Annotated in this window: 10 protein-coding genes; 3 read left to right on the top strand and 7 right to left on the bottom strand. The window is 50.8% G+C overall.

What is annotated here, in order from left to right; all coding sequences use genetic code 11:
• Positions 1–7 precede the first annotated feature (7 nt).
• From L0Y31_RS10035 to L0Y31_RS10015, 5 genes are all read right to left on the bottom strand, one after another.
• Complete coding sequence (locus L0Y31_RS10035; protein WP_234736994.1) at positions 8–976, bottom strand: YihY/virulence factor BrkB family protein; 969 nt, start codon at positions 974–976, stop codon at positions 8–10.
• Between the two features lie 163 nt (positions 977–1,139).
• Positions 1,140–2,249 (bottom strand): family 20 glycosylhydrolase, encoded by a 1,110-nt coding sequence (locus L0Y31_RS10030; RefSeq protein WP_234736993.1) that lies wholly within the window; start codon positions 2,247–2,249, stop codon positions 1,140–1,142.
• Positions 2,250–2,271: 22 nt separating this feature from the next.
• Positions 2,272–4,134: a CocE/NonD family hydrolase gene (locus tag L0Y31_RS10025; protein ID WP_234736992.1), complete on the bottom strand. Its 1,863-nt coding sequence runs from the start codon at positions 4,132–4,134 to the stop codon at positions 2,272–2,274.
• A 53-nt stretch (positions 4,135–4,187) separates the two neighbouring features.
• Complete coding sequence (locus L0Y31_RS10020; protein WP_234736991.1) at positions 4,188–6,419, bottom strand: xanthine dehydrogenase family protein molybdopterin-binding subunit; 2,232 nt, start codon at positions 6,417–6,419, stop codon at positions 4,188–4,190.
• Between the two features lie 17 nt (positions 6,420–6,436).
• Positions 6,437–6,910, bottom strand: coding sequence for a (2Fe-2S)-binding protein (locus L0Y31_RS10015; protein ID WP_234736990.1), 474 nt, complete (start codon positions 6,908–6,910; stop codon positions 6,437–6,439).
• A gap of 162 nt (positions 6,911–7,072) precedes the next feature.
• On the opposite strand from L0Y31_RS10015, the gene L0Y31_RS10010 reads away from it, so the two are divergent.
• The 3 genes from L0Y31_RS10010 (at position 7,073) to L0Y31_RS10000 (ending at position 10,707) form a co-directional block, all read left to right on the top strand.
• Positions 7,073–8,767, top strand: a complete 1,695-nt coding sequence (locus L0Y31_RS10010) for a DUF885 domain-containing protein (protein WP_234736989.1) — start codon at positions 7,073–7,075, stop codon at positions 8,765–8,767.
• Positions 8,768–8,845: 78 nt separating this feature from the next.
• Complete coding sequence (locus tag L0Y31_RS10005) at positions 8,846–10,192, top strand: dihydrolipoyl dehydrogenase family protein (RefSeq protein WP_234736988.1); 1,347 nt, start codon at positions 8,846–8,848, stop codon at positions 10,190–10,192.
• A 38-nt stretch (positions 10,193–10,230) separates the two neighbouring features.
• Entirely contained in the window at positions 10,231–10,707 is a 477-nt protein-coding gene (locus tag L0Y31_RS10000; RefSeq protein ID WP_234736987.1) for a DUF4126 family protein, read from the top strand.
• A gap of 33 nt (positions 10,708–10,740) precedes the next feature.
• On the opposite strand, the gene L0Y31_RS09995 is transcribed toward L0Y31_RS10000, so the two are convergent.
• Both L0Y31_RS09995 and L0Y31_RS09990 read right to left on the bottom strand, forming a co-directional pair.
• Entirely contained in the window at positions 10,741–11,886 is a 1,146-nt protein-coding gene (locus L0Y31_RS09995; RefSeq protein WP_234736986.1) for a mechanosensitive ion channel family protein, read from the bottom strand.
• A gap of 58 nt (positions 11,887–11,944) precedes the next feature.
• The gene (locus L0Y31_RS09990) at positions 11,945–13,402 is read right to left on the bottom strand and encodes a DUF1501 domain-containing protein (protein WP_234736985.1); all 1,458 of its coding nucleotides are present in this window, start codon (positions 13,400–13,402) and stop codon (positions 11,945–11,947) included.
• Positions 13,403–13,412 lie beyond the last annotated feature (10 nt).

Raw genomic sequence — 13,412 nt, 5'->3', positions numbered from 1 at the left:
AGGCTTGTTATTTTCGTTTGGCTGCCACCACGTGCTCTTGTGCTGGCAGCTCTTTTACGTTAAGTTCTTTTTCCTGCTGTTCCACATAAACCGCATAATCAGCCGGTTCAATTTTAATCCCGTATAGGTTGGCGTAAGCCTGGGTAAACTCGGCCCCAAAGTAGAGAATAGCGGCAGTATAGTAAATCCAGACCAGAATGACGATTAACGCGCCGGCAGCCCCGTACGTTGAGCCGGTACTGGTCGTTTCGATGTAAATGCCAATCAAATAGCGACCAACCATAAACAGACCAGCCGTAAAGATAGCCCCCCAGCGAACATCTTTCCAGGCGATCTTGGCATCGGGCAGCACCTTGAAAATAACCCCAAACAGCACAGCGATTACCCCAAAGCTAATAGCGACATTAAGCGCTTCCACAAAAATAACGGCAATATCAGGGAATAAACGGGTCAAACGGTCATTTAACGCCAGAATCAATCCATTAATGATCAACGAAACGACCAGTAAAAAACCAAGGCTTACGATCAACGAAGAAGATAAAAGCCGGTCTTTCAATAGCTTAACCCAACCTCTTTTTGGTTTAGCTTTGACCCGCCAGATCATGTTGATCGAATCCTGAATCTCAATGAAAATACTGGTGGCACCAATAATCAGCGTAACAATCCCGGAAATAAGCGCAACGTTGGTTTTCCCCGAAAGCTCCACGCTTTTCAGCATGTCCTGTACCTGTTTGGCCCCTTCGTTCCCAACCAGGCCATTAATCTGCGAAAAAACTTGTCCGCGGATGGCTTCTTCTCCGTAGAAAATACTGGTCAGAGAAATAAGCAGCACCAGCAAAGGAGCCAGCGAGAAAACCGTGTAATACGCCAGGGCAGCACTCAGCTTGAGGCCGCGGTCGTCCATAAAGCCATTAAAAGAGGCCAGTAGCAACGTCCAGGCATCTTTGAAAAAGCGTTTAAATTTATTTTGTTCCATCAGGTCGTGTGAAAAGGTTCGTACTTAGCTAGCAACCAATAAACTAATGTGCTAAGGCGTTGTTTGTTATTTCTGCGCAACGACACCGAATGCTCACTTCTCCTGGAACAGATAGTAATTAAGTTATGCTATTGATAATGTTGGCCTTATACGTTTAAAACTCTCACTTGGCCGATAATTGCTCAATCTCACTGAATAAGGTTCGGAAGCAGTTGGCCGCTGTATTTTCGCCTTCTTCCGTGTTCTTTTTCCGACCGTAAAATTCATCCAGAAAAGACTCCGCTCCCGACCAAACCGTCTGAATCACACCCTGGAAACGCTCCTTCATGGGCTTCGTTGCCGCCGCCCTGAATTTCACCACGTCCTGCACCTGCGTGACAGCATTTTTGGGATTACGCCACGGGCACGTTGCAACCTTTAGGCCTTTCATGGCAAAATAAACCGGCGTCTGGTCCGGGCGTTCGTAGTGCCAATCGCAAATCATGACGTCTTTGGGAATCAGATCAATGGCGCGGTGCGTATTGTTCATGCTGGCTTCCCACATGCCAATTCCGGTTGTTTTACCGTCCAGGAGCCGGTCGCCCCAGATCCACAAAGCGCGGTTTTTCTGGGCCAGATGATCACGGATGGTTTTCACTTCACCGGCAAACAGTTCGGCCTTATCGCGCCCCGAACAACGCGGACATTTGTCGTCTCCGATGTAAAATACTTCGTCCATACCCGCATGAAACGCATCGGCTTCGAAAGCGTCGCATACTTCATCAACCAGCTCAAAAACAATGGGATGCACTTCCGGATGCAGCGGACAATAGCTTTTGCAATACAGCCCGTCGGCGTTGGGCCAAACGTATTTTTCCGGCATCTTCACGTGGGGCGTCTCGTCAAGGTGGGGATAAACACGCAGCAGATTATGCGTTTGGTTGGCCCAGGATTGATGCCCTAGTAGATTAATCTGCGGAATAAGCCGGATGTTGTTTTTCTGACAAACCTTAACCAGCTTTTTCACGTCCTTTTTCGACAGCGTATTTTTGTCTCTTAGTTCCGGATGGCTCTTGTATTCGTAGTTGAAATCCACCCGCAAAATCAGGGTGTTCACTTTTCGGGGGGCCAGCTCCTGGTCGATAAAGGTGATGAAACCATCTAAATTCTGCGATTGCGGAGCGCCAATGCAAAAGCCGCGCACGGGCAGCAAACTGTCGGGATGCGTCTGAGCGCCCGCCCATCCGTACAAAAAGAAGGAGCAGGCGATCAGCCACGTTTTAAGAAGATTCATAAGTAAGGGTTTAGGAAAGATGTTACTCTATCACGCGCACTTTCAGCAGGCTACCGGCGTGTACCTTGTGCGTTGCTTTCTGGAAATCAGCTTCGTTTGCGTTGGGAATGCTGGGCACAAATTTCTGCGGATTTCGGTCGAACAAAGGGAACATGGAGCTTTGTACCTGCACCATTACTCGGTGGCCTTTTTTGAACGTGTGCAAAATATCAATCAGCTCGTAATTAACGGCGGTAACTTCACCGGGCTTGAAAGGCTTCGGTTTCGCCCGATCCTCCCGGAATTTTCCGCGAAACCCATCGTGCCGTACTAGTTGCTGAAAGTTACTCATTTTCTGTCCTTTGGCCGTGTTAGGGTTATCTTTCGCGTCGCCGGGATACACGTCAATGAGCTTGACAATCCAGTCGGCATCCGTACCCGTGGTAGACACTTTCAGATTTGCCAGGATATTGCCCGCCAGCGTAATGTCTTTATCCAGCACCTCCGTTTGAAACACCAGCACATCGGGACGGCGGGCCGCAAAACGCTGGTCTTCTACCATGTAATCGGCGTTCATGTCTATTGAAATCGTCTGCGTAAAAGGAACCGGGCGGGCGGGGTCAGAGACAAACGCGTCGAAACCGGTGTTCTTGGCTGGCGCCTCGAAAGACAGCTTTCCACCCGGCAGCAGGTACAGGCTTTTTTCCGCCGCCGCTTTGGGTGGCCAGGCATCAAAATTGCGCCACTTGTTGGTCCCCGTTTCAAAAATCTGAGCCTCGGGGAATTTAGCGTCGCCCTCGCCTTTCAGAAAATAGCCGAAAAATTTCCGCTCAATATTTTCCTGAAAATACGGTCCTGTTTTCGAGCCAAAATTAACGCTACCGAGTTTGTCACCTTCGCTGTTCCAGCCGCCATGCGTCCACGGGCCAGCCACCAGAATGTTGTAAATACCCGGATTTTGCTTTTCAATCGCTTCGTAAGTCTTGAAAATGCCGTGCAAATCTTCGGCATCGTACCAGCCACCGACAATCATCACCGCGTGTTTGATGCCTTTCAGGTGCGGCAGAATATTTCGCGACCGCCAAAATTCGTCGTTATTCGGATGCTCTAGATTAGCCGTCCAATAAGGATCTTTTCCACCGTAAAACTCCGGTTTTTGCGAGTTTTTCAACGGGCCAAGCTTTAGAAAGAAGTCGTAGCCATCTTCCGTTCCGTAATTAAACTCCGTCGTGGCTGGTTTGCTGGTCGGCGTGCCGTCGGTACGGTTCGTAAAAAATGGATAAAAATTGAAATTATGCGGAATCAGGAAAACGCCGTTGTGGTAACTATCGTCCCGCCACAAATCAGCCATGGGTGCCTGCGGAGAAGATGCTACCAGCGCCGGATGGCCGCTCAATGCCCCCGCCGACGCGTAAAAACCAGGGTAGCTAATGCCCCACTGCCCAACTTTGCCGTTGTTGTTGGGAATATTTTTGGTAAGCCACTCGACGGTATCGTACGTATCCGTGCTTTCGTCCAGGTCTTTGGGCGATTTTTTTACGTCAATGTGCGGCGTCATTTCCTGAAAAACACCCTCGCTCATCCACCGGCCACGAACGTCCTGATACGCGAAAATATACTTATCCTTCATCAGCAATTCTGAAGGCCCAAGACGCCGGGGAAAGGCATCTGTACCGTAAGGCCGGCACGAATACGGCGTCCGCTGCATCAGAATTGGGTACTTCTTTTCGGGAGTCGCATCTTTTGGTACGTAGACCGCCGTAAAGAGCTTGGTACCATCCCGCATCGGGATCTGGTATTCAAATTTGGTGTAATTTTCTTTAATGAATGGATTGGCAGGAGGAGCCTGCGCGGCACCGAGATACGTGATGCCGAGTAACAGCAAAAGCAATAATTTTGATTTCATGGAGAAATGAAGCGTTGTCGGTAGCAAAGCTAAAAAAGAAATGCTTCCGCGCTTTATTTCCCTTTTTTCTTCTCCCCTTTCGCTTCGTTTCCACCCGCCTGTACGGGCAAGTTGCGTACACGTTTCCCACTGGCCCGGTAAATCGCATTGACCAGCGCGGCGGCGGTCGGTCCTTGCGCGGCCTCACCCGCACCAAGAGGGCTTTCTGTCGGGCGATTGATGACTTCCACCTCTACCAGCGGTACATCGCGGAACCGAAAAATTGGGTATGAATACCAGTCACGACTACTGATGTGATGCTGGTCAAAAAGCACTTCTTCCTGCAACGTCCAGCTAGCGGCCTGCACCATGCCGCCCTCGGTTTGGTTTTTAATGCCGTCCAGATTAATGACCTCCCCCGCATCAATCACCGACCACATCTTGACTACCTGTACCACCCCTGTTTTTGGATCAACGGCTACCTTGGCGGCAATCGCACAGTAAGCAGCCACGTTTTTGTAGCGGGAAAAAGCATAGCCAATCCCCTCGTTTTTGGCCACTTTTTCCCGGCGGGTCAACTCCCCTAACTTCTCAATCGCTTCGATAGCCCGCTTATCGGTGAGGTGCGCGATCCGAAACGCCAGGGGATCTTTACCCGCCTTTTCCGCCAACTCATCCATAAACGATTCAATGGCAAATACGTTTCCGTAGGCGCCCAGACTGCGTAGCGCCGATACGCGCAGCGGACCTTCAAAAAAATGAGCGTCTACTTTCAGGTTTGGAATGGCATAATACGGTTCTGAGTTGCGGTAAGCACCACCACTATAGCCCGAAGAAGAAGCCGGAAAACTTTTTTTGAGGTAACGAGCTACCAGTAAATTGCCGGGATCGCCGCCGGGCCGCGTGCTGTGTGAATCCGACCAAACGGCGTATTTCCAATGGGTTATCTTTCCCGTGGCGTCCAACCGGGCCTCTACCTCCGCCTCCATCGCGCTGCCGTATGGCTCCCAGGCGTGCTCTTCCTCCCGCGACCATTGCAACCGAACGTGTTTGCCGGGATAGGCCAAGGCTAGCAAAGCGGCTTCGGCGGCTACGTCGTCCGCGCCATTATGCCCATAACAACCCGAACCGGGCACGCCCTTGATGTGAATCGATTCGGTTGGCAGGTCCAGCATTTTCTTCAAGGCTTCCCGCAGGGGATAAACGCCCTGGCTATGCGTCCAGATGTGTAGTTTTTGGTCTTCGTACAGGGCAACGGCGCACGATGGTCCAATTGAGCCGTGCATCTGATAAGGCCTGAAATAACTGGCTTTTAACGAATTACCGGATACTTCGTCAACCGAAGCCACGTTTCCTTGCTCTTTGACCGATCTGGTTTTGACGGGTAAATTTTTGATGTAGGCGGCTAGATTCTGCCCGCTCGGTAGCGGCTTCGGCGTAGACCACTTTGTCTGTTGCCTGGCAGATAGTTGTGCCTGCATGGCTTCGTATTCTTCCGCCGCGATGATGCCCACAAAAGACCCGTTAATCACCGTTTTTAAAATGCCGGGAACGGCCTGCCTGAGCTTTGCTTCATCGACCGAAATAAGCTTAGCATCGTAAGCGGGCGGGCGCACGATACGGGCGTGTACCATCCCCGGAAACCGCAAATCCTGCACATAAACCGGTTCGGCCCGTACCATCCGCTCAATGTCCTGCCGGGGAATGGCTTTGCCTACCCAGCGATAGGCCGTTTTGGGCTTTAGCGTAACGGGTAGTTTCACGTCGCCTTCCAGTTGCTTTCCGCCGAGTAGCTGCGCAAAAGTCAGTTGTTCTTTTCCGTCCGTTTTCGTGATTTTCCCGTCCTTAATCTGAAGCGTGTTTGCTGGAATATTCCAGTGCTTGGCGGCTAAATCAAGCAACTTTTGCCGGGCTGTAGCTGCAGCGTAGCGCACCGACATCGCGCTGTTTTCAATCGATCCGCTACCCGCCGTGTAACCTTCGTGGGGCGTACGGCCCGTTTCGGCCAGATGTACTTCCACCTGCATTAAATCCAGATCCAGTTCATCGGCGGCGACCTGCGCAATGGCCGTACGAATGCCTTGTCCCAACTCCATTTTCCCGGTTAAGACGCGCACCCGACCGTCGGCCAGTATCTCCAGCCAGGCGTTAATTTGCGGCTGATTTTTTAGACCTCCCGGTACTTCATCCTCAATAACTGATTGATTAGCTTCTGAAAACGTATTATTTAACAACGAAAAACCAATGGTCAGACACCCGGCTTCTTTCAGGAAAGTTCTACGGGAGGAAACGGTCACTTTTCTCATCGGGAGGTGAAGTTTGGTCAGGGATTGAGTTCTTTGGCTGCTTCCGCGATGGCACGCATAACGCGCGGTTGGACGCTACAACGGCACAAAACCCGTTGCATTCCTTCCCGAATGGCGGCCTCGTCGGGCTTTTTATTTTCCATCAACAGCGACACGGCCGAGATCACCATTCCGTTGAGGCAATATCCACACTGAGCCGCCTGTTGGTGCACAAAAGCTTTCTGCACTGGATGCAGCTGGCCATTTTTGGTAAGCCCTTCCAGCGTAACGATTTTTTTCGCCGTCACGGTCGACACCGGAATCAGGCAACTGGGAGCCGCCTTGCCGTCCAGCAGCACCATGCAGGCCCCACATTGCTCCAGACCGCAGCCGTATTTCGGTCCGTTTAGTTCCAGCTTATTCCGCAGCACGTACAACAAAGGCGTTGCCGGGTCAATTTGAACCGTGTGGTCCTTTCCGTTTACGTGGATGGTTACGTCCGTTTTGCTCATCCTGCTCTTCTTTCGGTATAGCTTTAAAACGTTGTTAACGCCATAATGTTGAATGACGAAAGTAGTATCCAGACCGCTAACAAAATCATTATCAGAGAGAAGCACCAAAATATACAGAGATTCTTTTTTTGATTTACCTTAGGCTTCCATTTAGTAGAACTCATGAAACACTATCTACCTCTTCTTCTACTTTTCCTGGCGGCCTGCCAGCCCTCCGACAAAGTCGATACTGATTTTACCGCCTTATCCGACGAATACCTCACGGTTTACATGGATAATAATCCACAAACAGCAGTTTATTTAGGTTTGCATGAATACGACAGTAAACTTGTTGTCCCGACGCAGGCGAATATTGCCCGCCGCCTGAGTCAACTTCAACACTACGATTCCGCCTTTGCCAAACTGGATACCAGCCAGCTTTCGCCTGATTTAAAAATCGATTATAAATTGCTGACGGCAGCCATCAAAAACGACATTTACAGCATTGTTGACCGCAAAGTCTACGAAAATCCGCTGAATTATAGTGTGGCTTTTAACTCTTACATTGAACGCAACTTTGCCCCCGCCGAAGAACGGTTGAAATCAGCCGTAGCGCTAGCAAAACAGGTTCCGGCTTATTACGAGGCTGCCAAGAAAAACATCGGTCCCAGCCCGGCCCGCGAGTGGGTGGACCTGGCCATTGAAAGCGCACGGGGCAGCTCCCAATACATCAAATCGGACGTTATCAGCGCTTTTTCGGGCATTAAAAACCCCGCTTTGCAGCAGGAATTGAACCAAACGATGCAGGCCGCCGCTCAGGCATCCGACGCTTTTGCGGATTACCTGACCCAGAACGTGCTACCGACTGCCAAAGGGTCGTTTGCCATTGGGCTGAGTAATTACAAAAAAATGCTACGCTATAACGAATTGCTGGAAATTGATCCCGACAGCATTCTGGCGATGGGTATGCACCAGATCGAGAAGGAAAAAGCCGAATTTGCAGCAGCGGCCAAAGTAATCGATCCAAGTAAAACTCCCGCCGCCGTTTTTCAAACCCTCCAGGACGAACACCCAACCGCCGACAGTCTGATTGACGACACGCGGCAGCAATGCGAGAAAATCCGGCAGTTTTTACTGGATAAACAAATCATCAGCATCCCTTCGGAAGTGCGGGCAACGGTAACCAAAACGCCCGAAAGCATGGTGGGAGCTACCGCCGCCATGAACACGCCGGGCCCTTTTGAAAAGCCAACCGCGTCTGAGGCTTATTACTACATCACGCTTCCCCGCAAAACCTGGAGCGCCAAAGAAAGCGAAGAGTGGCTGCGGCAATTCAATCGCTACGTGACCGAAATTGTCACCATTCACGAAGCGTATCCGGGTCATTATGTGCAATTTCTGCACCTCAACGCTTCCAAGGCCAGCAAGATTCGGAAGATTTTTTCCAGTTACGCCTTCGTCGAGGGTTGGGCGCATTACACCGAACAAATGATGCTGGAAGAAGGCTTCGGAGCAACCGATCCAGTCACTGCCGCCAAATACAAAATGGCGCAACTTTCTGAGTCTCTGCTGCGCTACTGCCGCCTGGTGAGTTCCATTCAGGAGCATACACACGGTTGGAGCGTGCAGCAATCGACGAAATTCTTCATGGATAATTGTTATTACGCCGAAAAACCCGCCTACGAAGAAGCTCGGCGCGGTACGTTTGATCCGGGTTACCTGTCCTACTCTCTGGGTAAGCTTCAGATTCTGGCACTGCGCGACGAGATTAAGAAAAAGCAGGGCGACCGTTTCAAGCTAAAAACGTTTCATGACGCCTTGCTAGCTCAGGGAATGCCACCGGTCAGCATGATCCGGGAAGTCCTGCTGCGCGAATAGTCAAACACATTTTGCCTACTCCGTTAGTTATTCGTTTAGGGCTTCCGAATAAACCACCCCAAGGATCCCAAACGCAGAATGCAGAAATTTGATGTTGTTGTCATCGGTACTGGCTCCGCCGGCAAAGGCGCGGCGGATCAGTTACATGAAGGAGGGAAAACTGTTGCCATCATTGATAAGCAACCCTTCGGAGGGACCTGCTCCCAACGCGGTTGCGATCCTAAAAAAATACTGGTAGGAGCCGCCGAAATCGTGGCTCGTTCGGAAGAATTGAGCCAGAAAGGAATTGCAGCGGTTGCCTCCATCGATTGGCCAGCCCTGATTCGTTATAAAAAGACATTTACAGACCCTATCCCGGAGAAAACCGAAGCCAGCTTTGCTAAAACGGGCATCAAAAGCTTCCACGGCACCGCTTCGTTTCTTTCGGCCAATACCATACAGGTCGGCGATACGCAGCTGGAAGCCGATTATTTCGTGATTGCCAGCGGGTCGCACCCTGCGCTGCTGGATATTCCGGGCGAGGAGCTTTTGATTGACAGCACCGGTTTCATGGAACTGAAAGAACTCCCCGACCGCATCGTCCTGGTTGGTGGTGGCTATATCGCATTTGAATTTGCGCACGTAGCTGCCCGAGCCGGTGCCCACGTCACAATCGTTCACCGAGGCGAATTACCCCTGGAAGGCTTCGATCCAGATTTGGTAAAATTGCTGGTTAAGGCAACGCAAGGGCTGGGCATTCAGGTGCTACTAAACGCTAAAGTCACTGAAATTAAAGGCGAAGCGGGCCAATTTTCCGTTTTGGTTCGGCAGGACGATAAAGATCAGGTAATTGATACGCGTCTGGTGGTACACGCCGCTGGCCGTCCACCCGATTTAAAAGACCTGGCGGTTGAAAAAGCGGGCGTTGACGCTACGAAAAAGGGCGTGACGGTCAATCCGTACATGCAGAGTGTATCCAATCCTACGATTTACGCTTGCGGTGATGCAGCCGACCGGGGACTGCCGCTGTCACCTCTGGCTTCGCAGGAAGCCAGGCTTGTCGCTACGAATATTCTGGAGGGGAACCAGCAAAAATTTCCGGAGGAGGCTATTCCGTCCGTTGTTTTCACCCTGCCTCCCCTAGCTACAGTTGGCCTATCCGAAGAAAAAGCCCGCGAGCAAGGCAAAAAAGTCAAGGTACTGTTTCAGGAAACGACTGATTGGTATACTTCCAAACGAATCAACGAACCGGCTTCGGGCTTTAAAATCCTGATTGAGGAAGAGTCTGATCTGATCGTGGGGGCGCATTTGCTGGGAAGCAACAGCGATGAATTAATCAATATTTTCACGCTGGCCATCAACCAACGCATTCCGGCCAGCACCCTGGCCAGCACCATTTTTGCATACCCAACCCGCGCTTCGGATCTGAGTCACATGCTCCGATAAAATCTTGAAAATTAACACACAATAACTCAACTAACTTTATGATTTTCACCTATGTAAACGCGGCTAAAATGGGCGTTTTAGCCGGAATGCGCAGCATGATGGCACCTGCTTTTGCCAGCCAGCAACTGATTGAACAAAGTGCCGGAGCTAATCCGAGTGGCCTTGTTCGCTTTTTTAGCTCACCCATTGCGGCAAACGCTTTCAAAGTCATGGCGGCAGGCGAAGTATTTGGCGATAAACTTCCTTTTGCTTCCGATCGCATCGAGCCAAAGGTGCTAGTAGGACGCATTGCTTCCGGGGCCATCTGCGGAGCCGTGGTTGCTGAACTGGACGGAAAGAAAGCGGCTATCGGTGCAGTCATCGGTGGTCTGGCCGCCATCGCCAGTTCTTACGCCTTTTTCTACTTACGCACGAAGTTAACGGAGAAGCAGGGAATCCCAGACCCTTATCTGGCGCTGGTCGAAGATGCCGCGACCTTTGGGCTGGGTATGCAAACCATACGAAGCAAAAATTAGCCTTTGCGTTTCGACCGGGATCGAAGGTGAATTTCAGGTATTCTTAAAAAATTCACCTTCACCCTGCCGGAAGGTATTTTCGGCTGATGCTGCCATTTGCAAGCGCGTAACGGGCAAGCTTTCCGGATAATTTTCGCGGAGAAATACAATAACGTTTTCCCGAATGTAACACCGTAAATCAAAGCCTTCACCCGAATTGCGGGTTGACGTAAGCACGCGTATTTCGATGCAAGTCGGCTTCGTATCGGTGACCTGAACGACGCACACTTCCCGATCCCACAAAGGATTATTTTCGACTAATTCCTTCACCTTCGCTCTCACCTGATCGACGGGCACGTTATAATCGAGGTAAAACATGGACGAACCCAGCACGGAAGCCTGCGAGCGCGTCCAGTTCTGAAAAGGTTTTTCGATAAAATACGTAATCGGCAAAATCAACCGGCGGCGATCCCACAAACGCACCACGACATTGGTCAGGTTGATTTCTTCGATACGGCCCCACTCCTGCTCAGCCACCACCACATCATCAACCCGGATTTGTTGGGTAAAGGCAATCTGAATGCCCGCCAATAAGTTCGCAATGGTACGTTGTGCCGCAAAACCAATCATGACCGAGGCAATCCCGGCGGAGGTCAGAAAGCTCAATCCAATTTTGCGTCCGCCATTGAACGTCAGCAACATAATCGAAAAGCCAATCACCACCACCGCAATCGAAAGCAGTTGCCGGATAAACTGAATTTGCGTAACAAATTTACGGAGGTGCAGATTGACGTCGTTGGCCGTATCGTAGCGCCGGATAATCAACCGCTCGGCGACCTTCATCAGCTGAACAACCAGCCAGGTCGTGGCGATAACAAACGCAATCTCGGCTATTTTCGACGCATATGGATAGCGTTGGAATGCCCGCTCCTGAACGTTAGTGATGATGAGAAAAAAGAGCGAAGGGACAAAAAAGTAAAAAGCAGACCGAATGTGTTGCCGCAATAAGCCCAAAACTTCAGCATTCCGCCGACGCAAAACGAGCTTTACAATTTGAGCCACTATAAAATTGACCAGCAGTCCGGCTGCGACCGAAATTGCCAGTAAAATCCAGCCCGAAAGTTTTCGGTTATGCCGCAACCAGCGGTCAATTTCCGGTCCTAGTTGCTCTATGTTGTTCCAAAAGTCCGTCCAAGTCATGTCTATCAAAAAGGTGGTTTATTAATAAATCCTTTTCAACAGAGAATTGTTGGAAAGGCTATAGCAGCACGGGCTTGATCACTTTACCGTGCACATCCGTTAGCCGATAGCGTCGGCCCTGGTGTTTGAAGATGAGTTTCTCGTGATCGACGCCCATCAGGTGCAGCAGCGTAGCCTGGAAATCATGCACATGAACGGGATTTTGAATGATATTATACCCAAATTCGTCGGTCTCTCCGTACACCATGCTTTTCCGAATACCTGCTCCGGCCATCCAGACCGTAAAGCAACGCGGGTGGTGATCACGACCGTAATTTTCTTTCGATAACTTGCCCTGGGAATAGTTTGTCCGGCCAAATTCGCCGCCCCAAATCACCAGCGTTTCATCCAGCAGACCACGCTGCTTCAAATCCATCACCAAAGCTGCCGACGCCTGATCGACGCTTTTGGCCTGAATCTTTATATCGTTCGGCAAGTTTCCGTGCTGATCCCAACCCTGGTGGTAAAGTTGGACAAACTTGACGTCTTTTTCAATCAATTTTCGGGCTAATAGGCAATTGGCCGCAAACGTCCCCGGCTTCCGCGAGTCAGGTCCGTAAAGATCAAAGATGTATTGAGGCTCCTTGCCAATATCCAGCGTTTCGGGCACCGAAGTTTGCATTCGATACGCCATTTCATACTGCGCCATGCGGTTATTGATCTCTGGATCAAGGACATGCTTGTACTGCTCCTGATGCATTTTAGCCAGGTAATCCAGCATCCGGCGGCGACTGGTTTTGTCAATTCCGGGTGGGTTGTTGAGGTAGAAAACCGGGTCGGGACCGGAGCGAAAAACGACGCCCTGATGCACAGAGGGCAAAAAGCCATTGCTCCATAATTTGGCATAAAGGGGCTGATCGCCATCCCGGCCTTTGGAAAGCAGCACCACAAAAGCCGGCATGTTCTGATTATCCGACCCAAGCCCGTAGCTCACCCACGAACCAAACGAAGGCCGCCCGCCCTGCTGCGAACCCGTCTGGAAAAAAGTAACCGCCGGATCGTGGTTGATCGCATCGGTATGTAATGTGCGGATAAAGCATAATTCGTCCACAATTTTAGACGTATAAGGCAGTAACTCACTGACCCACATCCGGCTATGGCCGTGTTGCGCAAAACGAAACTTCGAAGCAGCCAGCGGAAACCGGCTCTGTCCGGCGGTCATTCCCGTCAGGCGCTGGCCCTTCCGAATGGATTCCGGCAGGTCCTGCCCCCACATCGTTTCCAGCTTGGGTTTGTAGTCGAATAAGTCCAGTTGCGATGGCGCTCCGCTCTGAAACAGGTAGATAATTCGCTTCACTTTCGGCGGAAAATGCGGTTTCCCCAAAGCGCCGCTTTCACCTGGTTTTGTCCCGCCCGCAAACAGGTCTTTAGGGTTCAGCAGGGAGGCCAACGCCAATGTACCGATACCGGCACTGGCACGCCCCAAAAAATTACGCCGACTTAACTGGTCGTGTATTTCGTCCTGAAGATCAGCCATCTACTTGTTG

Origin of the sequence: Tellurirhabdus bombi (assembly GCF_021484805.1) — a bacterium.
GTDB lineage: Bacteria > Bacteroidota > Bacteroidia > Cytophagales > Spirosomataceae > Tellurirhabdus > Tellurirhabdus bombi.
The sequence above is the reverse complement of the archived record's forward strand: the minus strand, read 5'-3'. Positions and strand labels throughout refer to the sequence as shown.